16 protein-coding genes are annotated in these 20,503 nt (G+C 62.3%); 8 read left to right on the top strand and 8 right to left on the bottom strand.

The features are described 5' to 3' along the window. Window positions 1–5 precede the first annotated feature (5 nt). Window positions 6–1,157 (bottom strand): isobutyryl-CoA dehydrogenase, encoded by a 1,152-nt coding sequence (locus IEV88_RS14330; RefSeq protein WP_188159158.1) that lies wholly within the window; start codon window positions 1,155–1,157, stop codon window positions 6–8. 274 nt (window positions 1,158–1,431) lie between these two features. Between IEV88_RS14330 and IEV88_RS14325 the strand changes: the two genes are divergently transcribed. The 4 genes from IEV88_RS14325 to lpdA are packed head-to-tail and all read left to right on the top strand — an operon-like array spanning window position 1,432 to window position 6,503. Further along, the gene (locus IEV88_RS14325) at window positions 1,432–2,676 is read left to right on the top strand and encodes a thiamine pyrophosphate-dependent enzyme (RefSeq protein ID WP_188157790.1); all 1,245 of its coding nucleotides are present in this window, start codon (window positions 1,432–1,434) and stop codon (window positions 2,674–2,676) included. Window positions 2,677–2,679: 3 nt separating this feature from the next. Next, window positions 2,680–3,717 carry an alpha-ketoacid dehydrogenase subunit beta gene (locus IEV88_RS14320; RefSeq protein WP_206711145.1) on the top strand — a complete coding sequence of 346 codons (1,038 nt, stop codon included), beginning with the start codon at window positions 2,680–2,682 and terminating at the stop codon, window positions 3,715–3,717. Next, a complete protein-coding gene (locus tag IEV88_RS14315) occupies window positions 3,717–5,069 on the top strand; it encodes a dihydrolipoamide acetyltransferase family protein (RefSeq protein WP_188157791.1) in 1,353 nt (450 codons plus the stop codon). Before IEV88_RS14320 ends, IEV88_RS14315 begins: the two co-directional genes overlap by 1 nt. A gap of 42 nt (window positions 5,070–5,111) precedes the next feature. Further along, window positions 5,112–6,503 (top strand): dihydrolipoyl dehydrogenase, encoded by a 1,392-nt coding sequence (gene lpdA, locus IEV88_RS14310; protein ID WP_188157792.1) that lies wholly within the window; start codon window positions 5,112–5,114, stop codon window positions 6,501–6,503. Window positions 6,504–6,525: 22 nt separating this feature from the next. Here lpdA and IEV88_RS14305 read toward each other — a convergent pair whose 3' ends face one another. Together IEV88_RS14305 and IEV88_RS14300 are read right to left on the bottom strand one after the other, a co-directional pair. After that, window positions 6,526–7,353 carry a GIY-YIG nuclease family protein gene (locus IEV88_RS14305; protein ID WP_188157793.1) on the bottom strand — a complete coding sequence of 276 codons (828 nt, stop codon included), beginning with the start codon at window positions 7,351–7,353 and terminating at the stop codon, window positions 6,526–6,528. Between the two features lie 30 nt (window positions 7,354–7,383). Continuing rightward, window positions 7,384–8,001, bottom strand: coding sequence for a glutathione S-transferase family protein (locus tag IEV88_RS14300; RefSeq protein WP_188157794.1), 618 nt, complete (start codon window positions 7,999–8,001; stop codon window positions 7,384–7,386). Between the two features lie 258 nt (window positions 8,002–8,259). Here IEV88_RS14300 and IEV88_RS14295 point away from each other — a divergent pair, with 258 nt between their 5' ends. The 4 genes from IEV88_RS14295 (at window position 8,260) to IEV88_RS14280 (ending at window position 13,532) form a co-directional block, all read left to right on the top strand. Next, complete coding sequence (locus tag IEV88_RS14295; protein WP_188157795.1) at window positions 8,260–8,871, top strand: energy transducer TonB; 612 nt, start codon at window positions 8,260–8,262, stop codon at window positions 8,869–8,871. A gap of 290 nt (window positions 8,872–9,161) precedes the next feature. Continuing rightward, window positions 9,162–11,828 carry a sensor histidine kinase gene (locus IEV88_RS14290; RefSeq protein WP_188157796.1) on the top strand — a complete coding sequence of 889 codons (2,667 nt, stop codon included), beginning with the start codon at window positions 9,162–9,164 and terminating at the stop codon, window positions 11,826–11,828. Window positions 11,829–11,892: 64 nt separating this feature from the next. Further along, window positions 11,893–12,600 carry a tetratricopeptide repeat protein gene (locus IEV88_RS14285; RefSeq protein ID WP_188157797.1) on the top strand — a complete coding sequence of 236 codons (708 nt, stop codon included), beginning with the start codon at window positions 11,893–11,895 and terminating at the stop codon, window positions 12,598–12,600. A 92-nt stretch (window positions 12,601–12,692) separates the two neighbouring features. Continuing rightward, window positions 12,693–13,532 carry a hypothetical protein gene (locus IEV88_RS14280; RefSeq protein WP_188157798.1) on the top strand — a complete coding sequence of 280 codons (840 nt, stop codon included), beginning with the start codon at window positions 12,693–12,695 and terminating at the stop codon, window positions 13,530–13,532. Between the two features lie 69 nt (window positions 13,533–13,601). Here the strand turns inward: IEV88_RS14280 and IEV88_RS14275 are convergent, their stop codons facing one another. From IEV88_RS14275 to rpe, 5 genes are all read right to left on the bottom strand, one after another. Then, window positions 13,602–15,023 (bottom strand): Glu/Leu/Phe/Val family dehydrogenase, encoded by a 1,422-nt coding sequence (locus IEV88_RS14275; protein WP_188157799.1) that lies wholly within the window; start codon window positions 15,021–15,023, stop codon window positions 13,602–13,604. Between the two features lie 30 nt (window positions 15,024–15,053). Continuing rightward, window positions 15,054–16,640, bottom strand: a complete 1,587-nt coding sequence (gene purH, locus IEV88_RS14270; RefSeq protein ID WP_188157800.1) for a bifunctional phosphoribosylaminoimidazolecarboxamide formyltransferase/IMP cyclohydrolase — start codon at window positions 16,638–16,640, stop codon at window positions 15,054–15,056. 91 nt (window positions 16,641–16,731) lie between these two features. After that, window positions 16,732–17,958 carry a UDP-N-acetylglucosamine 4,6-dehydratase family protein gene (locus tag IEV88_RS14265; protein WP_188157801.1) on the bottom strand — a complete coding sequence of 409 codons (1,227 nt, stop codon included), beginning with the start codon at window positions 17,956–17,958 and terminating at the stop codon, window positions 16,732–16,734. Window positions 17,959–18,079: 121 nt separating this feature from the next. Continuing rightward, window positions 18,080–19,768, bottom strand: coding sequence for a heparinase II/III family protein (locus IEV88_RS14260; protein ID WP_188157802.1), 1,689 nt, complete (start codon window positions 19,766–19,768; stop codon window positions 18,080–18,082). 9 nt (window positions 19,769–19,777) lie between these two features. Continuing rightward, window positions 19,778–20,437: a ribulose-phosphate 3-epimerase gene (rpe, locus tag IEV88_RS14255; RefSeq protein WP_188157803.1), complete on the bottom strand. Its 660-nt coding sequence runs from the start codon at window positions 20,435–20,437 to the stop codon at window positions 19,778–19,780. Window positions 20,438–20,503 lie beyond the last annotated feature (66 nt).

The raw sequence follows: 20,503 nt of genomic DNA, 5'->3' as shown, positions 1-20,503 counted from the left end.
TCCTGTTAACCGGTCTGATAGGGTTTCAGCATATGCCGGGCAACAATCAGCCGCATGATTTCGTTCGTACCCTCGAGGATCTGGTGCACCCGCACATCGCGCAGCATCCGCTCCAGCGGATAGTCGGCGAGATAGCCATAGCCGCCATGCATCTGCAGCGCCCTGTTGACGACCTCAAACCCGGTGTCGGTGACGAAGCGCTTGGCCATGGCGCACAGCGAGGAGGCATCGGGCGTCTTTTCATCCAGCGACCACGCCGCGCGATACAGCAGCGAGCGCGACGCTTCCAGCTCGGTCTTCATGTCGGCAAGGGTGAACTGCAGCGCCTGATTGGCCGACAGCGGCTTGCCGAAGGCGATGCGCTCGCTTGTATAGTCCAGCGCGGCGGCGAGCGCGGCATTGGCGGTGCCGAGCGAACAGGCAGCGATATTCAGCCGTCCGCCATCGAGGCCTGCCATGGCGAATTTGAACCCCTCGCCCTCGGCACCGATCAGGTTTTCTGCCGGGACGCGACAGTCTTCAAACGTGACGACCGCCGTCGGCTGTGAACTCCAGCCCATCTTGCGCTCATTGGCACCAAAGGAAAGGCCGGGCGTGTCTTTCTCGACGAGGATCGCGGAAATGCCCTTCGGGCCGTCCTCGCCCGTCCGTACCATGACGAGATAGAGATCGGAGACACCGGCACCGGAGATAAACGCCTTGGAACCGTTCAGGACATACTCATCGCCATCCTTCACCGCCTTCGTGCGCAGCGCAGCGGCGTCGGAACCGGAGCCGGGCTCGGTCAGGCAATAAGACGCGAGCATCTCCATCGTCGTCAGCTTCGGGCAATATTTCCGGCGCAGGGCGTCGCCGGCAAACCGGTCGATCATCCAGGAGACCATGTTGTGGATGGAGATATAGGCCGCGGTCGAGGTACACCCCGCCGACAGTTCCTCGAAGATCATCACCGCGTCGAGCCGCGACAGGCCGGAGCCGCCGACATCCTCGCTGGTATAGATCCCGGCAAGGCCAAGCTCGGCCGCCTGTTTGATCACATCGACGGGGAAATGCTTGTCCCTGTCCCACTGCGCGGCATGAGGGGCCAGCTCCTCGCGGGCGAACCGCCCGGCCATGTCCCTGATCGCTTCCTGTTCTTCTGCGAGCGCGAAGTCCATCTGGTTTCCAGTCCCTTCCGGCTTGCGATTGAGATAGGCCGCGGGCTGCGCCCTTGCCACCTGCCTCACCGCTTATAAGTCTATTGGCACAGAGGAGAAGCCCTGCGCACAAGCTGAGTCAAGGCTTGGAAACAGGATAAGACCTTCCTCCAAAAAGGCGCACCGGATTGGAATAAGTGGCGAAAATGCATACGTTTTTTGCTGTTCTGGTCGGCTGACCTCTGGGCGAATTTAGGGCAAGGTGACTGCAAAAATAATGACTGAGCGGAGAATTATGGCCAGGGAAGAAAACGACTACGCGCCGCTGAAGCTGCATGTGCCTGAACCGCCGGTACGGCCGGGCGACACGCCGACCTTCGACAAGTTCGTGGTGCCCGAGGCAGGCAGCGTGCGCAAGCCGCCGATCGACACGGATTTCGACCAGATCCGCGATCTCGGCTTCGATATCATCCGTGTGCTGGACGATGAGGGCAAGGCCGTTGGCCCGTGGGCCGAGGATATTTCCGACGACCAGCTGGAAGCCGGCCTCAGGGCGATGATGCGCACCCGGGCCTTTGACGAGCGTATGCTGAAGGCCCAGCGCCAGGGCAAGACCAGTTTCTACATCCAGTGCACCGGCGAGGAAGCCATCGCCACCGGCCACCAGATGGCGTTGGCCCAGGGCGACATGAACTTCCCGACCTATCGGCAGCAGGGGCTTTTGATCGCGCAGGACTGGCCGGTCACCAAGATGATGAACCAGATTTACTCCAACGAGCAGGACGAGTTGCGCGGCCGCCAGCTGCCGGTGCTCTACTCCTTCAAGGAGGCGGGCTTCTTCACCGTGTCAGGCAATTTGTCGACGCAATATATCCAGGCCGTCGGCTGGGCCATGGCCTCGGCGATCAAGGGCGACACCAAGGTCGCCTCTGCCTGGATCGGCGATGGCGCGACAGCCGAGGGCGACTTCCACACAGCGCTGGTTTTCGCCTCCGTCTACAAGCCGCCGGTCATTCTCAACGTCGTCGACAATCAGTGGGCGATTTCCTCCTTCCACGGTATTGCCGGTGCGGAAAGCTCGACCTTCGCCGAACGCGCCCATGGCTATGGCCTACCGTCCCTGCGCGTCGACGGCAATGACTGGGTCGCGGTCTATGCCGCTTCGCTCTGGGCGATCGAGCGTGCCCGCCGTGGCCATGGCCCGACCATGATCGAATGGGTCACCTATCGCGCCGGCGCGCACTCGACCTCAGACGATCCGTCGAAATACCGCCCCAAGACAGAGCATGAAGCATGGCCCCTGGGCGATCCGATCAAGCGCATGAAGCAACACCTCATCGCCAAGGACCTTTGGTCGGAAGAGCGCCACACCCAGGCGGAGGCTCAGTATGCCGACGAAATGCGCGAAGCCGCCATCGAGGCGGAAAGCCACGGCACGCTGCATGACGGCCCGGGACCGAGCGCCGCTGAAATGTTCGAGCAGGTCTACAAGGACGTGCCACCGCATTTGCGCCGCCAGCGCCAGAAGATGGGGATATAGGCGATGTTCGACGACAAACCCGAAACAACCAGAATGAACATGATCCAGGCCATCCGCGACGCGCAGGATGTGATGCTGGGCAAGGACGACAATGTCGTCGTCTATGGACAGGATGTCGGCTATTTCGGCGGCGTCTTCCGCTGTACCGAAGGCCTGCAGGCCAAATACGGCACACAACGCGTCTTCGATGCGCCGATTTCCGAGAGCGGCATTGTCGGCTCCGCCATCGGCATGGGCGCCTATGGCCTGCGCCCCTGCGTCGAGGTGCAGTTCGCCGACTATATGTTCCCCGCCTATGACCAGATCACCCAGGAAGCGGCGCGCCTGCGCTATCGCTCCAACGGCCAGTTCACAGCGCCCCTGGTGATCCGTATGCCGACCGGTGGCGGGATCTTCGGCGGCCAGACCCACTCGCAAAGCCCGGAAAGCCTTTTCACCCATGTCTCCGGCCTGAAGACGGTGATCCCGTCCAACCCCTACGACGCCAAGGGGCTGCTGATCGCCTCGATCGAAGACGATGACCCGGTTATCTTCCTCGAACCGAAGCGGCTTTATAACGGCCCGTTCGATGGCCATCACGACAAGCCGGTCGTGCCGTGGTCGAAGCATCCCAAGGGCGAAGTCCCGACCGGTCACTACACCGTGCCGCTGGGCAAGGCCGACATTGTGCGCGAGGGCAAGGACGTCACCATCCTCGCCTATGGCACCATGGTCTTCGTCGCCGAGACCGCCGCGACCGAGACCGGCATTGACGCCGAGATCATCGACCTGCGTTCGCTCCTGCCGCTCGACATCGAGACCATCGTCGAGTCGGTCAGGAAGACCGGGCGCTGCGTCATCGTCCATGAGGCGACACTGACCTCCGGCTTCGGCGCGGAGCTTTCCGCCCAGGTGCAGGAGGAATGCTTCTATCACCTCGAAGCGCCTGTCATGCGCGTTGCCGGCTGGGACACGCCCTACCCCCACGCCCAGGAGTGGCACTACTTCCCCGGGCCCGCCCGCGTCGGCGAGGCTCTCAAATCCGTGATGGAGGCCATATAATGGGCGTACACGTCATAAAACTTCCCGATGTCGGCGAAGGCGTGGCCGAGGCCGAATTTGTCGAGCTGCATGTCAAGAATGGCGACGAGGTCCAGGCCGACCAGACTCTGGCCGATGTCATGACCGACAAGGCGACGGTGGAAATCCCGGCGCCGGTCGCCGGCAAGGTGATCTGGATCGGGCCGGAGATCGGCGAGACCATCGCCGTCGGCACGGAAATCTTCAGGCTGGAAGTCGCCGGTGCCGGCAATTCCAAAGAGCCGGTCGAGGCGCCAGCCGGGGCAAAGGCCGAGCCGCAGGAAATGGAAGAACCGAAGGCGGCAAAAGAGCCAGCGCCGAAAGCGGAAAAGGCTTCCGAGCCAGAGCGGGAAGAAAAGCCGGCTCCAGAGTCAGCCAAACAAGCTGCCGCTTCCCCCGCAAAAAGCGGCGCCTCGGTCAACGCCCAGCGTCCCAATGGCGCGGTCCGCAAGCCGAACGAAAAACCTCTCGCCTCGCCCGCCGTGCGCAAGTCGGCCCAGGACCAGGGCATCGACCTGCGCTTCGTCCATGGCACCAGCCCGGCCGGTCGCATCACCCATGACGATCTCGACGCCTATGCCGCCGGCAATGCGCCGGGCATCGAGGCGCGCTCGTCAGGCTATCAGCCCAACACAAGCATCGAGGAGATCAAGGTCATCGGCCTGCGACGCAAGATCGCGCAGAAAATGCAGGAGGCCAAGCGCCGCATTCCGCATGCATCCTATATCGACGAGATCGACATGACCGCCCTGGAAGAGCTGCGCCAGCACATGAACGCGGCCCGCAAGAGTGACCAGCCGAAACTGACGCTGCTCCCCTTCCTGATGCGCGCCATCGTCATGTCCGTGCGCGACTTCCCGCAGGTCAATGCCCGCTATGACGACGAGAACGATATCGTTCAGCGCTATGGCGCGGCGCATATCGGCATCGCGACCCAGACCGATACCGGCCTGATCGTGCCCGTGGTGCGCCATGCCGAGGCGAACGATCTGTGGACGAACGCGAACGAGATCAGGCGCCTGTCCGATGCGGCCCGCGACGGCACCGCCAGGCGCGAGGAGCTGTCCGGCTCGACCATCACCATCACGTCCCTCGGCGCCATTGGCGGCATCGCCTCGACGCCGGTCATAAACGCACCCGAAGTCGCGATCATCGGCGTCAACAAGATGGTCACGCGCCCGATGTATAATGCGCAAGGCCAGATCGAACCGCGCAAGCTGATGAACCTGTCATCAAGCTTCGACCACCGCGTCGTTGATGGCTGGGACATGGCGCAGTTCATCCAGACGATCAAAGCCTATCTGGAATTCCCGGCGACGATGTTCATGGACTGAGCGGTCGCCAGTAACACCTTAAAATCCTGACGGAGACGATCAGTGAACGAACTTCAATGCAAAGTACTCGTGCTCGGCGGCGGTCCGGGCGGATATATCGCCGGCATCCGCGCCGGCCAGCTCGGCCTCGACACCATCCTCGTCGAAGGCGGCAAGCTCGGTGGCTGCTGTCTCAATGTCGGCTGCATCCCGTCGAAGGCGTTCATCCATACCGCCAATGAATACGACCTGATCAAGCGCTATTCCGAAGGCTCTGAAACCGGCATCTCCACTGCGCCGCCGACCATCGCCCTGGCCAAGACCGTGGCGTGGAAAGACGACATCGTCTCGCGCCTCAACACCGGCGTTGCCGGCCTGTTGAAGAAGGCGAAAGTTCGCGTGGTCGAGGGCTGGGGCGAGATGCGCGACGGCAAGACCTGCGTCGTCAAGACGAGCAATGGCGAGACCCGCATCAAGGCCGAGCATGTCATCCTCGCCACCGGCTCGACCTCGGTCGAACTGCCCGACCTGCCATTTGGCGACAAGGTCGTCTCCTCGACCGAGATGCTGTCGCTGACCGAGGTGCCGAAGAAGCTCGCCGTTGTCGGTGGCGGTTATATCGGGCTGGAGCTCGGCATCGCCTTCCGCAAGCTCGGCTCGGACGTCACCATCGTCGAGGCGACCGATGGTATCCTGCCGCTTTATGACCGTGAGCTGACGAAACCGGTGAAAGACCGGATGGACAATCTCAAGATCCGGGTGATGCTGGAAACCTTCGCCAAAGGCCTTGACGACAAAGGTAACCTCCGCGTCGAGACGCTATCGGGCGAGGCCTCCAGCATCGAGGCGGACAAGATCCTCGTCACTGTCGGCCGCGCGCCGCGCACCAATGGCTGGGGGCTGGACAATATGGATCTTGCCATGGACGGCAAGTTCATCCGCATCGACCAGCGCTGCCACACCTCCATGCGCAATGTCTGGGCGATCGGGGACGTGACGGGCGAGCCGATGCTGGCCCACCGCGCCATGGCGCAGGGCGAGATGGTCGCCGAGATCATCGCCGGCGAAAACCGGTCATGGGACAAGGTCTGCATCCCCGCTGTCTGCTTCACCGACCCGGAAGTCGTCAGTGCCGGGATGAGTGAGGCAGAGGCGAAAGCCGCCGGCCACGAGGTCATCACCGCGCAATTCCCCTACAAGGCCAATGGCCGCGCCATGACCATGGAAGACGAAAGCGGCTTCGTGCGCATCGTCGCCCGCAAGGACAATCACCTGGTGCTCGGCCTCCAGGCGGTCGGCGGCGAGGTATCAGAGCTGTCCGCGCAATTCGCCCTGGCACTGGAAATGGGTGCGCGGCTGGAAGATATCGGCGGGACGATCCACGCCCACCCGACCAAGTCGGAAGCGGTGCAGGAAGCCGCGCTGAAAGCGCTGGGCCACGCGCTGCATATCTGATGACCCAGGAGCGATGCAGGACTCAATTCAGATTGTAACCGAAAGGCGCACGCGTCATTAACACGTTCTTCCAGAAACTTTCCCTCATATTTACAGTGTCATTATCGGCATACAGATCCACCACTTCAAGGATTGTTATGCGCCAATTTAGGGCAGGCTCGGCTCCGATATCTTCGATTCGAGATATCAAACCGCGGTTCATTCCATGTATAGAATTGGCATACTGGCAAAAACGCCCCCAAAACCCAGAGATACCATCGGCCTTGCCAACATAAGATTTGCCATTTTCCGGATCAGTAATTAGGTATATTCCCTTTACAGATGAAAGGGCGGCGCGCCAGTCAGGCAACTCTCGTGCTATTATAATTTGAAGGTCAGCTAGTGCCAGATTTACATCGCGATAGCCGTCAAAGCTTTCTATAGAAGCGGGCTCCTTCAGAATTTCTGACACTATTAATAGATCACGATGCTTTTCCGCATAGGGATAAGTTTGTCGATCACGGTAATCATAGTTTATCACGAGCCTTCCTGCTGGTGTCTTTTCTGTCGCAAGAAACTCTAAGGTATATAGCCATAAGTTGTATTCTGGCTCCCACTTGGGGCTACCCTCACTTTTGTATATGCCAGCGAACAGCCACTGTCCGCCGGGCATGGCAATCAATGAAACTACAAATGGTCGCTCGAAATTTCGTTTTGTCTGCCAACATTGCCAGTCATCGAACTCCCCTCTTTTGAAGACCTCCAAAGGATGCTCCCCAACCAAGTTAGGTCGTGCAAAATGTAATTTACACTTCTCGGGGATGAACTCTGCGGATGACAATTCCAAAAGGTCAAACAAGGCTAGGCTCATAGTAAACTCACGCCATTATCATTTGCTTGATTACGCCTGCGCCGCGACCAGCGCGTCATCCTTTTCCGTCGCCCGGCGGTAGGCGTCGCGGTCGGTCACCCTCTGCGCATAGGCGATGAATTCCGGCTTCTTGTCCATCGTGCCGAATTGCACCCCCCAGCTGACCTGCGCGCCGACATAGACATCCGCCGCGGTAAACTCCGGACCCGCCACATAGCCGTCGCCGGAGACGGCCTTGGCCAGCGTGTCCTGGGTCAGCTCGAAATTGCCATAGCCGAGCATGCCCTGCTTCTGCGGGTCGGCGACGGTGAACTGCATAGACTTGTTGGTCACCGCCTGTTCAACCGGCCCGGCGGCGAAGAACAGCCAGCGGTAATACGCGCCGCGCCGGTCCACTGCCGGCGCGAGCCCGGCATCGGGAAAGGCATCGGCGAGATAGGCACAGATCGCGGCGCATTCGGTCACCACCTGCTCGCCATGGACGATCGCCGGCACCTTGCCCATCGGATTGATCTCCAGATACGTGCCTTTCATGTCCGGGCCATACTGAATGACTTTTTCCGTATACGGTGCACCGACCTCTTCCAGCATCCAGCGGGCAATGCGTCCGCGCGACATCGGGTTGGTGTAAAAAGTGATCTCGCTCATCGCTCTCTCCTGTCAGCTATTGCGGCGAGCATAGCCAGACCGGCGAACGCTGCCTATGCAAGATTGCAAAGGATTTTAAGAAATTCCGGGTGCGGCGCACAATAATTACCCGCTGGTAATCTCGCCCATCTGCGCTATACTCGAACTCGTAGAACGCGGCCAGCACTCGACCCCGCGTTGCGTCTGACATGCTGACCGCCTTCCGGCTGACCGCGCCCCGGAAATGACCGGCAAGCGCGCCTTTCAAGGAGGAAACGCATGTCACACGCACTCAATGTCCCCCGCGGAAACAATCTTCGCCTGACCATCGGCCTGCCCATCGCCGCCGTCATCACGGCCGCGCTGTTCCTCGTCATGGGCGGCCTGATCAAGAGCGATGACATCATCATCGGCGAACCGGCGGAGACGCCAACCTTCTCGATCCTCAGAGAGAAACCGAAACCGGTCGATCCCATCGAGCCGATCGAAAAGACGGTCACGGAAACACCGCCGCCGCCGCCGGACATGACATGGCAACGCGACGATACCGGCGGCCCAATCGTCGATGCGACGCGCCCCGAGAAAACCATTACCACCGTCACACCCGGCGATACCGGCAATTTCAACGTCAATGCAGCGGTGCTGCAGACACAGCCGATCTATCCGCCGCGCTGCGCGGGGCGCGGCGTCGAAGGCTCGGTCACCGTCATCTTTGACGTGCTGGCCAATGGCGGCGTCACCAACGCCCGGATCGTCAGATCGTCGGACAGCTGCTTCGACCGCTCGGCGCTGGAAGCGATCCGGCAGTGGAAATACATGCCCGCCAGCGGCCAGAGCGGCATCATCCAGCGCGGCGTCCAGAAAACATTCGTCTTCCAGCTCCAGGGGTGAGAAGAGAGAGCCCGAGCCCGCCCGGTGCCATTGGCGTCGGGCGGGCGGGAGAGAGCCGTTCAGCAGGGTGTTTGATTCCCTTGCCTGACCTGGAATCTTTCTCCATACCGGCATGAGCCAATGTCGAAAAACTTCCCCCCATAAGAACCGAAAACTACTTTGCCGATTCGGCGAAGCAGTCTTCTATGGCTTTAGAAAAAATTAACCATTTGTTGACGATTGCCACGTCGACTCCCGGGTGTATGAAGCGCAAACCACAAATATCAAGCCTTGTCAGACGCTTGCCAGGAATGGCAACGGGCATTGCAGCCGGAGCCTTCGCCCTGGCGACGCCGTTTGGCGCGTCTGCGGGTATGGCGCTGCAGGACGGCGATGCGGCCGCGATCGGCGCGGCGATCGATCCGGCCTGGCTGACCATGGGCGGCGCAGTGCTCCTGGCGCTCGGCGCGGTCACCTATTCGCTGCTGGTCTCGCGCGCGTCCAACAATCAGACGCTGACCTGGTCGCGCAAGCTGGCCTCGATGGAAGCGAGCCTCGAAAAATCGGAATCCATTCTCGCTGCCCATCCCGGCCTCGTCCTTGTCTGGAATGACAGCTATGACGATATCGGCTCCGGCTGGGGCAATCCGCGTGTGCTTGGCGGCCCGGCGGCGCTCGCGTCGCTGCTGACCTTCGCCGACGACAAGGCCGACAATTTCCTCAATCCGGCCAACGCGATCCTCAACGCCCTCGGCGAATTGCCGCTCGACGAGGACGTCTCCCCGGAAGATGTCTCCAAGCTGCGCGAAAAGGTCCAGGAGCTGCGCCAGCACGGCGTTGCCTTCTCCGGCTCCATCGTCACCGACGAAGGCCGCTCGATCGAGGTCGATGGCCGCGTCGCCGGCGACCAGGTCACCCTGTGGCTGACCGACCCCGCCGTGCGCCTCGCCGAGGATGGCGGCGTGATGGGCAAGGCCCGCGACCGTGCTGCCGACCTGCATGGCGCGCTCAACCATCTCGACCGGATGCCGATGGCCGCCTGGCGCCGCGGGCCCGACATGCGTCTTGAATGGGTCAACGCCGCCTATGTAGAGATGGTCGAGGCCATCAACATGGAGGAGGTGATCGAGAGCCAGATCGAGATCGACCCCGCCTTCCGCAAGCTCGCCGCCCGTGCCGGGGAAGAATTCAAGCGCTCGGGCCGCCGCATCGTCGACGATTTCGTGCCGGTCAACATCAAGGGCGTACGCCGCGTCCTGCGCATCGTCGAACAGCCAATGCATGCGGCCGGCGGCGCGGCCCAGTGTGGCATCGCCATCGACGTGACCAAGCTCGAAAAGGCCCAGCAGGACCTGAAACGTCACCAGTCTGCCCATCGCAAGACGCTCGACCAGATGCCGTCTGCCGTCGCCGTCTTCTCCGCGACCCAGCAACTCGACTATTACAACCAGGCCTTCCTCGATATGTGGAAGCTGGACGATGCCGAGCTGCGCACCCGCCCCAGCCATGGCGAAATTCTCGACAAGCTGCACCATACCGGCCGCCTGCCCGCCCATGGCAATTATGGCGCATGGAAACACGAGCAGCTTGCGCTGTATACCGAGAGCGGTCTCGACGAGCGCTCCATCGACGGCATGGCGCCGGACGAGCTGTGGAACATGCCCAATGGCAACACCACCCGCGTCGTGCGCCAGCGTCACCCCCTCGGCGGCGTCGTCGTCATTTTCGAGGATATCACCGAGAAGCTGAAACTGGAGACCCAGTACAACACCCAGATATCGGTCCAGCGCGCGACCCTCAACAATCTCGCCGAAGGCGTTGCCGTGTTTGCCGCCGATGGCGATTTGCGGCTGTACAATTCCGCTTTCCAGCAGATGTGGAAGCTGGACGCGAAAATGCTCGGCGAGCTGCCGGACTTCTCCAGCCTGACCAAGCTGTTCGATCGCCTCGCCGATGGCTCCGGCGAAATCTGGAAACAGCTGAAGATGCGCGTCACGTCCTTCGCACCGGAGGACCGCACGCCGCTCGACAATGTCGAGATGTCGCTGAAAGACGGGCGCACGGTGTCGCTGACCACCGCGCCGCTGCCCGATGGCGCAACGCTGGTCACCTTCCTCGATGTCACCGACAGCCGCGAGCGCGAAAAGGAACTGCAGGAACGCAATGAGTGGCTGGAGACGGCGGACCGGATCAAGAGCAAGTTCGTCAACCATATCTCCTACAATCTGCGCAATCCGCTCAACACCATCATCGGCTTCTCCGAAATGCTGGAGACGGAGATGTTCGGCACGCTGAACGAGCGCCAGAAGGAATATGCCGCCAACATCCTGTCGGCCTCCAACCACCTGCTCGACCTGATCAACGACATCATCGACCTCGCCGCCATCGACGCCGGCAAGCTCGACCTCGAGATCAAGGAAATGGATGTCGCCGCAACGCTGAAGAACGCAGCGACCTATGCCGCGCTGAAGGCGGAGGACAGCCAGGTCAAACTGAAACTCGATATCGCCGAGGATGTCGGCACGATCATGGCCGACGAGAAGCGGGTCAAACAGGTGCTGTTCAACCTGCTCGCAAATGCCTTCACCTTCACCGAGGAAGGCGGCCGCGTGCATCTCGGCGCCGACCGCGACGGCAACACCGTGCGCATCTGGGTGCGCGATACCGGCCGCGGCGTTTCCGCCGACGACCAGGCCAAGGCCTTCAACCGGTTCGAGAGCCGCGGGCCAGGGGCGGGGGCGGGTCTCGGCCTGTCCCTCGTCAAGAGCTTCATCGAGCTGCATGGCGGCTGGGTCCGCCTGTCTTCGCGCCAGGGCAAGGGCACGCTCATCACGTGTCATTTGCCTGCCAGCGGGCCCGACATGTCGGCGGGCGATGCGGATGACGACAACGAACCGCTGGTCTTCACCCCGGGCAAGGCAAGACGCCAGATCGGCGCTGGCGATCAGGCCCCGAACAAGACCGCCGCCTCCGGCTAGAGCCGCCTGAAGATAACCGCAATTTAAGCTCCCCAGCCGGCTGCCAGCCTGTATAAAGGCGGGCATGAGTATACTTGCCCTGATCCTTGCCGCCGCGCTGTCGAGCCAGACTGCCACCGCACCAGCCACCGTCCCGGGGGACGGCCCCGTCGTGTACGACAATTTTCCCGGACAGGGTCTCGATCCCCGTTACGGTGAGTGTGTCGCCGCGCTTGAAACCGACCCGGAAGCCGGCCGCGCCGCAGCCCTGCGCTGGGTGACAGATGGCGGCGGAGCGCCGGCCGTTCATTGCGCCGCGCTCGCCGACCTCGCCATGGACCTGCCGCGTGTCGGTGCGCGCCGGCTCTATGCCCTGGCTGAGGATCTGCGCGCGGATGATCCGGGCATGGCCGCGCGGCTCTATGCCCAGTCGGCCCAGGCCTGGCTTGCCGGGGACGAGCCGGAGAAGGCGCTGATCCCGCTGGAAAAGGCCTATGGCATCGCGCCCCGATCGCCGGAATTGCACCTGATGGCAGCGCCGGTCTATGCCGGGGCGGAGCGATGGGGGCAGACCAAGCGGGTGCTCGACCTGCTGGAATCCGAACATCGCCTCAACGCCAATGGCTACACGCTACGCGCCAAGGCCAAGCAGATGCTTGCCGATTATGAAGGCGCCGCCGCCGATATCCGCATCGCCCTGAACCGCGAGCCGGAGAATATCGATGCGCTGATCATTCGCGGCGAGCTGATCCAGGCGGGCTACGAGATCGATCCATGGGGCGCACCCGAATAGCACCCGCCCGGGCCGCCGCGCCCTCTGGACGAAACCGGCGAACAGCGCGAATCTCACTGCTCCAGTTGTGTTTACAAGGTCCGGGGGACCAGATGGCCGTCAGTGATCAGGCAGAAACGGGCTATATGTCCGACAGCGTGTCCGTATCGGAAAGAACCGGTACGCCAAGGCTGTCTCGCTCGCGCATGGCAGTGATCGCCCTGACCGACAGGCTCGCCCGCCGCGCCATGCCGGGCTTCGTACTGGTCTTCGTCGCCGCCATCTGCCTCAGCCTCTATCACCTCCCGAGCGCACCGGGCCTGGGCGCAATCATCCGTATCCTGCTCTGGCTTGGTATGAGCCTGTCCTCCATCTGGATCGTTGCCCGCCGTCTGCGCCGCTATCGCATGGGCGGGTTGATCGCCTCGCGCCCCCTGACATGGCGCGCAGGCCACACGGCAGGTCTCGGCATCATCTCAACGGCACTGGGCTGCGGATCGCTGATGCTTTCGGCAACGGCTGCGCCGGTGCCGGCTGCCGTGACCATCCTGATACTGACGGCTCTGACCCTGGTACTGGCCCTGGGCAATATCGCCCATGCCCGCGCTGCCCTCTCCGCGGCCCTGCCCGCGCTGATCCTGACCGGGTTTGCCGGGGCACAGGCCTATACCGGCACGGCGAGCCCTGCCGCTATGATCCTGGTCGCCGCCGCCGCACTGACCGTGCTGGCTGCCGTCTGGGGCGTAATCCGCAACCGGCGGCTTGTCGCGATCGCACTCGACCAGCATCCGCGTCACGAGATCATGGCAATTTCGGCCCGCCGCAAGAAAACGACGAGCGCCTATAATCCCTTCAAGATGAAAGCGACCCGCGCGGCGCCCGCCGCCGCGAAGTCATCCGTGACCTCGCGGCCCTTTGGCCGGGTCAAGCTGTATACGCCCAGGAAGTCCTAGATGTGGGCTTTCAAATAGGGGCACTTGAATGCAGGGACATTGATCGTTTCGAGGATTCTGGAGCAGCCTTTACAGGCCGAGCGAACTGTAGCTCGCCGCTATCGAATTAATCGAGACGTAATAGGCCGCCGTGCGCATGTCGGTGATCGCCGCATGGGTCTCCCACACTTCGCGGATGCTCTCATACGCACCGCGCATCGTGTCATCGAGGCCGGAGCGTACGAGGTCGAGCTCCGACGCGCCCTGGATGAATTGCGCCTTGAAGGAGTCGGAAAAGGTCGTACCCGTCTGTTTTTCAAGCTCCGCGACCAGCAGGTTCGCCTTGGCCTCTTCCTGACGGCGCTGCATCCGGCCGAAACGGATATGGGACAGGTTCTTGACCCATTCGAAATAGGACACGGTAACGCCGCCGGCGTTGGCATAGAGGTCAGGGATGATGACAATGCCGTTGCGGCGCAGGATCGCGTCGGCATTGGCAGTGATCGGGCCGTTTGCCGCCTCGATGATCAGCTTGGCTTTGACATTCGCAGCGTTGCCGGAATGGATCGAACCCTCGATAGCCGCCGGAATCATGATGTCGCATTCATGCTCCAGCAGCTTGTTGCCATCGGCGACATATTCCGCCCCCGGAAAACCTTTCACGCCACCCGTCGACGTGATGTGTTCCTTCAAGGCGGTGATGTTCAGACCATCCAGGTCGACGACCGCGCCGTCTCGCTCGATCACGGCGATGACCTTGGCGCCATCCTCTTCAGACACGAACTTGGCCGCGTGATAGCCGACATTGCCCAGACCCTGGACGATGACGGTCTTGCCTTCGAGGTCGCCGAGCAAGCCCGCCTTCCTGGCATCTTCCGGATAGCGGAAGAAACAGCGCAGCGCATATTGCACGCCGCGACCGGTCGCCTCGACGCGGCCTGCAATGCCGCCCTTGTTCAACGGCTTGCCGGTGACACAAGCGAAACTGTCGATCTCGGTCGAATGAAGGCGCTTGTACTCATCCGCCATCCACGCCATCTCGCGCTCGCCCGTGCCCATATCCGGGGCCGGCACGTTCTGCGACGGCGAGATCAGATCGCGCTTGGACAGCTCATAGGTGAAGCGACGGGTGATCCGCTCCAGTTCATGCGGCTCCCAATCGGCCGGGTTGAGGCAGAGCCCGCCTTTCGAGCCGCCGAACGGCGCCTCTACCAGCGCGCATTTATAGGTCATCAGCGCGGCCAGTGCCTCGACCTCGTCCTGGTTGACGGACAGGGCATAGCGCATGCCGCCCTTGACCGGTTCGACGTGCTCCGAGTGCACGGCACGATAGCCGACAAAGGTATGGATCTCGCCGCGCAGGCGCACACCGAACCGCACCGTATACGTCGAATTACAGACCCGGATCTTCTCTTTCAGGCCGGGGGAGATATCCAGGTGAGCGGCAGCGCGCTCGAACATCATGTCGACACTTTCGCGGAAAGTCGTTTCGCGTCCGGTCTTGTTGGTCATGCTGGATAAGCTCCCTGTTGGTTATGGTTATCAGTGGCGGAAGTGGCGCATGCCGGTCAACACCATGGCGAGGCCTGCATCGTCTGCAGCGGCGATGACATCCTTGTCCTTGATCGACCCGCCCGGCTGGATGACCGCCGTCGCACCGGCTTCGGCCGCAGCGAGCAGACCGTCGGGAAACGGAAAGAAGGCGTCCGAGGCCACGACAGAGCCGACAGCCAGCGGCCTGTCGGCATTGCTCGCTTCGGCGGCATCCTGCGACTTGCGCGCAGCGATGCGGCTGGAATCGAGACGGCTCATCTGGCCAGCGCCGATGCCGACCGTCGCGCCGTCCCTGGCGTAGACGATGGCGTTCGACTTCACATGCTTGGCAACACGGAAGGCGAACAAAAGGTCCGCCAGTTCCTGCTCGCTGGGCTGGCGCCTGGTGACGATCTCGAGGTCGTCCGCCGTGATCCGCCCGGCATCGCGGGACTGGCGCAGCAAGCCGCCGGCAATGGTCTTGATCATGTCCCCGCCACGGCCCGCGTCGGCGAGGCCTTCGGTCAGCAACAGGCGAAGGTTCTTCTTGGCCGCGAAGATTTCCATCGCCGCTTCATCGGCGCCCGGCGCGATCACGACCTCGGTGAAGATCTTCGTGATCTCCCTTGCAGCTTCCTCCGTCAGCGGACGGTTCAGTGCGACAATGCCGCCAAAGGCCGAGACAGGATCGCAGCGCAGCGCGAGGCGATAGGCCTCCTCGATACTGGTCCCGGTCGCGACGCCGCACGGATTGGCATGCTTGATGATCGCCACCGCCGGCGCGTCACCATCGAATTCGGAGACGAGTTCATAGGCCGCATCGGTATCGTTGATATTGTTGTAGGACAGCTCCTTGCCCTGGACCTGGCGCGCGGTCGACACGCCCTCGATGATCTCGCCGGAGACGTAGAACGCTGCCTGCTGGTGCGGGTTTTCGCCATAGCGCAGCGATTGTCGCAGCGTGCCGGAAACGGTCACCCGGCGCGGTGTCTCGTCGCCGATCGCCTTTGCAAACCATGTTGAGATCGCCGCGTCATAGGCAGCAGTACGGGCATAGGCGTTGGCGGCGAGCTTCTTCTTCAGCTCCAGCGTCAGCCCGCCATGCTGGTCGAGCTCGGCGAGGACGACGGCATAATCCTCCGTATCGGTCACGACGCCGACATGGGCGTGGTTCTTGGCCGCCGCGCGGATCATCGCCGGTCCGCCAATATCGATATTCTCGATACAGGTGTCGTAATCGGCACCGGCAGCCACGGTCTTCTCGAACGGATAGAGATTGACGACGAGCAGGTCGATGGCGGCAATGCCGTGCTCTTCCATCGCGGCAACATGATCGTCCTTGTCGCGCAGCGCGAGCAGCCCGCCATGCACACCCGGATGCAGGGTCTTGACCCGGCCATCCATCATTTCCGGGAACCCGGTCAGGTCAGAGACGTCTTTCACGTTGAGCCCCGCGTCGCGCAGCAGCCTGGCTGTGCCGCCGGTGGAGACCAGCTCCACGCCCATCGCGGCGAGGGCCCTGGCGAAATCGGCAATACCGGCCTTGTCTGAAACGGAAAGAAGGGCGCGCTTTACGGGGGTCGTCGCAGTCTGCATGAAATCGGCTTTCCTTTTGCACACCAATATAAGTGGGTCAAAGCCGGTTCAAGCGTGAGTCCTGCTCAAGGCCAAGAAAACAGTGCGGTGCTCAGGTTTTCGCCGATTTTGGCATAAATTGGCGCTGGGGCGCGGCATGAGGGCGAAATTCTGGCACGAGATGGCTCACCGCTTCTGCCAGTGCATCCTCGTCACAGCTCTGGGCGTGGCGGATCACGTCGGCAACCCGCGGATTGAGCAGCGGCAGGTCGATCATCGTCGGGGACGCCAGCAGCACGCCATCGGCGCCCGTCCTGACCAGTCTCTCCGTATCCAGAAAGATTTCCTCGAAAAGTTTTTCACCCGATCTGAGCCCGGTGAACTCGATCTTGATATCGACATCCGGCTTCAGGCCATGGGATTCGATCATCCGCCGGGCCAGTTCCACGATCTTGATCGGCTCTCCCATATCGAGCACGAAGATGCGTCCGTCATGGGTAACGACCCCGCGCTGGCCATGGTCGAGACCTGCGGCCTGCAGCACCAGTTGCACGGCTTCGCGGGTCGTCATGAAATAGCGGGAGATATCCGGATGGGTCACGGTGATCGGACCGCCCCTGGCGATCTGGCGCTCGAACAGCGGCGCGACGGAGCCGGTAGAGCCGAGCACATTGCCGAAGCGCACCGTAACGAATCGGGTGTCCGTCTGCGCGACGTCGAGCGCCTGGGTATAAAGCTCGGCGATCCGCTTGGTCGCCCCCATGAAGCTCGTCGGATTTACCGCCTTGTCCGTGGAAATGAAGACGACCGCCTCGGTCTTGGCCTCGACCGCCGCATCGAACACGTTCTTGGCGCCCATCACATTGGTCAGGGCGGCGGGGCAGCGGTTCTCTTCGACGATGGGCACATGCTTGAATGCGGCGGCGTGCAGCACGATGTCAGGGCGGATCTGTTCGAAGATGCGATTGAGGTGATCGCGGCGGCAGACATCGATCAGCTGCGGGAAAATCGGCACCTTCGTGCCCATCTCGCGCATCTCCATATCGATCTGGTAGAGGTTGAACTCCGAATTATCGACGAGGATCATCTGTTCAGGACTGAATTCATTCACCTGGCGCACGAGTTCCGACCCGATGGTCCCGCCTGCACCAGTAATCAGCACGCGCTTGCCGGCGATCAGCCGTGTCGCCGCACGCAGGTCAATGGAGCGTGGCGGCCGCTGGAGAAGCTTGGCGCTGTCGAGGGTGGGAAGGCCGGTGAAGTCACTCGGCGCACGGCGTGTCCGGACCTCTTCGGTCGGCAGCGTACGGCGCAGCTTTTCTTTGATCCATGAGAACATTCGTTACTGCTTCCCCGCGAGACTCAACTCGGTAATCATCCCCTCACAACCACAGATAGCGCTCATAGGCGATATCTTACAGTAACGCAATCTTGGCACAACAGGTTTCAGGGAAAACCGATTAAATTGACGCCTTGCGGAAGGCCCACTTGATCTGCGTCGCGCTTTCACCGGATGAGCGGGGACGCACCACAAGCTGGCTCGTCGCCTGCTTGCGGCCGTTTGCCCCGCAGTACAGGCTTTTTTCGATGGCAATGTCGGCCTTGCCGGCGAGGAAAGTCCAGCCCTCGTTACGTGGCGTTACAAGGATGACGGAGCGGCCATCGCGCGATAGCGATGTCTTGATCCCGGGGTGCAGGTGAAAGCGGATGACGAAAGGCGGCACCCGGTGTCCGCCAGCGGCGATCAGCACATCTTCACCGCGCAGGTCATCACCATCGACGCTGAGATACAGCCGCCGCCGGTGGGTCGCGCCGGGCGCGCCGGCGACCTGCTGGCGTTCCAGTTCGAGCAGCTGGCCGTGGCGGTCTTCTTCCAGATGGTGATAGAGCGGGCGGCCCTGGGCCTGGTTCGCTGCCCCGCCAATGCGATGGGCGGTCTGCACGCACAGGGTCGAATGGGCATCGGCGCCGCTGACGGCCCCGTGCCATGCCTTGAGTTTCTCAGGCGTCATGCGCGGCTCGGTCGCGGCAAAGGCTTCGATCGACCCGCAATTGACGATGATCCGCTCGCGGCCATCGGATAGCTGGATCGAGAAGGCACTGTCAAAGGGCGTGACCGGCGCACCGGCGATCAGCGGCCGGGTCTGGATCTGCCGGCCGCGCGAGCCGGTATCGACGAACAGATAGGTGCGCGCACCTGAAAGGCGCTGATAGCCGGACTGGGAAGCGAAATCGATGCGGCTGCGATTGCTGACGTCATGGGCGAGGCAGGCGGCAAGGGCCCGTGCATCGTCTTCATGCGACCCGTTGAAGACCGCAAGACGGCCATCGCCGCAGCGGAAGAACTCGACCATGTCGGTGGTGCGACCGACCGCGTGATAGAGGAAATTCGGCGGCGCCAGGTCCTTCTGCTCATAGGCGGCAATAATGATTTGCAGACGGAGCGCCAGCATCATCTGGAGGGACGGATTGCGGCTGATATGCCCGCCATCGGCGCGCAACTGCAGGCGCAGCTCCCGCCGCAACAGCTCGGCGCCCTGCTGCTCGCAGGGTCGGTGATAGGGCAGGATCAGCCCGGCGGCAATCAGGCTCAGCGCAGCAACGAGACGGCTGCCCGGATGGTCGATGCGCGAGACGGCTTTTGACAGATGCCGTGCCTGACGCGCCATGGAGGTCAGGAGCTTGCTCCGCCACAGGGCATCGGCGCCTTCCATCAGCCAGCCGCCATGGGAACACAGCGCCCACAGCCGCTCGGCGACGAGATCGGGCGCCCAGACTTCCGGCTCATAGGCCCCATGCTGCGTGAGCCAGCCGAGTGCCATGGCCCGGGCCGGTTCGCGGGCATCGTCGCCGGCGCCGCGCAACTCGCGCAGCCAGGAAAATTCCTGCAGCCGCCGCGCCCAGACCGTCCCCGGCTCTGCGGCCAGCCAGGGTGCGCCAAAGCCCTCGGCCTCCATCGTGCCGTCATCATCGGCAGACAGCGCCTCGAGATATTGCGCGATCAGCTCCTCGCCGCGCTCGGGATCTGACCTGTACGGGTCATCGAGCGAGAACGCCATGCGGTCCGGCGCGGGGCCGTTCAACTGCAGTTCGTAGAACATGCCGTCGCGGAACAGTTTCTTTTGCTTGCGGGTGTCGCCTGCTGCCATGACCGGGGGTCAGCCTCCCCGCCGTAACATGTCGATATTGCCCGCATAGTCGGCCGCATCGCCAGTAAAGACAGCGCTGCCGGCGACCAGCGATGTCGCGCCCGCCTCGATTACGGACTTGACCGTCTCGGCGTTCACGCCGCCATCGACCTCGAGAATGATATCGCGGTTGGCGGCCTTGATCATCCGGGCCACTTCGGCGATCCGGTCGAGCTGCGACGGGATGAGTGTCTGACCGCCAAAGCCAGGATTCACACTCATGATCAGTACAAGGTCGATATCGCCCATGACGGGCTCGAGAAAGGAGAGCGGCGTCGCCGGGTTCAGTGCAACGCCGCCCTTCTTGCCCAGCGACTTGATCAACTGAAGCGAGCGATGCAGATGCGGACCGGCCTCCGGATGGATGGTGATGATGTCGGCGCCCGCCTCGGCAAAGAGCGGGATGAACAGGTCGACCGGCTCGATCATAAGGTGCACGTCGAACGGCTTCTGCGAAACCTTGCGGATCGCCTTTACCACCAGCGGGCCGATGGTCATGTTCGGCACGAAATGCCCGTCCATGACATCGACATGGATCATGTCGGCGCCCGCCTTGTCGATCGCTCTCACCTCGTCGCCGAGGCGCGAAAAATCAGCAGATAGAATGGACGGGGCGATCATGACAGGCATGGGTCTCACCATAAGCTGCACCGAGGGGCCGGAGCAATGGGATGTAGGCCGTGTGGCTGCCCCATT

It is taken from the genome of Aquisalinus flavus, from assembly GCF_014640095.1.
Lineage (GTDB): Bacteria > Pseudomonadota > Alphaproteobacteria > Caulobacterales > Parvularculaceae > Aquisalinus > Aquisalinus flavus.
Note: the sequence above shows the minus strand (reverse complement) of the source record. Positions and strands in the feature narration are given on the sequence as shown.

What these genes read in the sequence shown, in the direction of transcription:
- IEV88_RS14325 (WP_188157790.1), top strand. Translation starts at nt 1,432, where the DNA reads ATGGCCAGGGAAGAAAACGACTACGCGCCGCTGAAGCTGCATGTGCCT.
- IEV88_RS14295 (WP_188157795.1), top strand. Translation starts at nt 8,260, where the DNA reads ATGTCACACGCACTCAATGTCCCCCGCGGAAACAATCTTCGCCTGACC.
- IEV88_RS14305 (WP_188157793.1), bottom strand. Translation starts at nt 7,353, where the DNA reads ATGAGCCTAGCCTTGTTTGACCTTTTGGAATTGTCATCCGCAGAGTTC.
- IEV88_RS14290 (WP_188157796.1), top strand. Translation starts at nt 9,162, where the DNA reads ATGGCAACGGGCATTGCAGCCGGAGCCTTCGCCCTGGCGACGCCGTTT.
- IEV88_RS14285 (WP_188157797.1), top strand. Translation starts at nt 11,893, where the DNA reads ATGAGTATACTTGCCCTGATCCTTGCCGCCGCGCTGTCGAGCCAGACT.
- IEV88_RS14265 (WP_188157801.1), bottom strand. Translation starts at nt 17,958, where the DNA reads ATGTTCTCATGGATCAAAGAAAAGCTGCGCCGTACGCTGCCGACCGAA.
- IEV88_RS14275 (WP_188157799.1), bottom strand. Translation starts at nt 15,023, where the DNA reads ATGACCAACAAGACCGGACGCGAAACGACTTTCCGCGAAAGTGTCGAC.
- IEV88_RS14315 (WP_188157791.1), top strand. Translation starts at nt 3,717, where the DNA reads ATGGGCGTACACGTCATAAAACTTCCCGATGTCGGCGAAGGCGTGGCC.
- IEV88_RS14300 (WP_188157794.1), bottom strand. Translation starts at nt 8,001, where the DNA reads ATGAGCGAGATCACTTTTTACACCAACCCGATGTCGCGCGGACGCATT.
- IEV88_RS14330 (WP_188159158.1), bottom strand. Translation starts at nt 1,157, where the DNA reads ATGGACTTCGCGCTCGCAGAAGAACAGGAAGCGATCAGGGACATGGCC.
- IEV88_RS14320 (WP_206711145.1), top strand. Translation starts at nt 2,680, where the DNA reads ATGTTCGACGACAAACCCGAAACAACCAGAATGAACATGATCCAGGCC.
- rpe (WP_188157803.1), bottom strand. Translation starts at nt 20,437, where the DNA reads ATGCCTGTCATGATCGCCCCGTCCATTCTATCTGCTGATTTTTCGCGC.
- IEV88_RS14280 (WP_188157798.1), top strand. Translation starts at nt 12,693, where the DNA reads ATGGCCGTCAGTGATCAGGCAGAAACGGGCTATATGTCCGACAGCGTG.
- IEV88_RS14260 (WP_188157802.1), bottom strand. Translation starts at nt 19,768, where the DNA reads ATGGCAGCAGGCGACACCCGCAAGCAAAAGAAACTGTTCCGCGACGGC.
- purH (WP_188157800.1), bottom strand. Translation starts at nt 16,640, where the DNA reads ATGCAGACTGCGACGACCCCCGTAAAGCGCGCCCTTCTTTCCGTTTCA.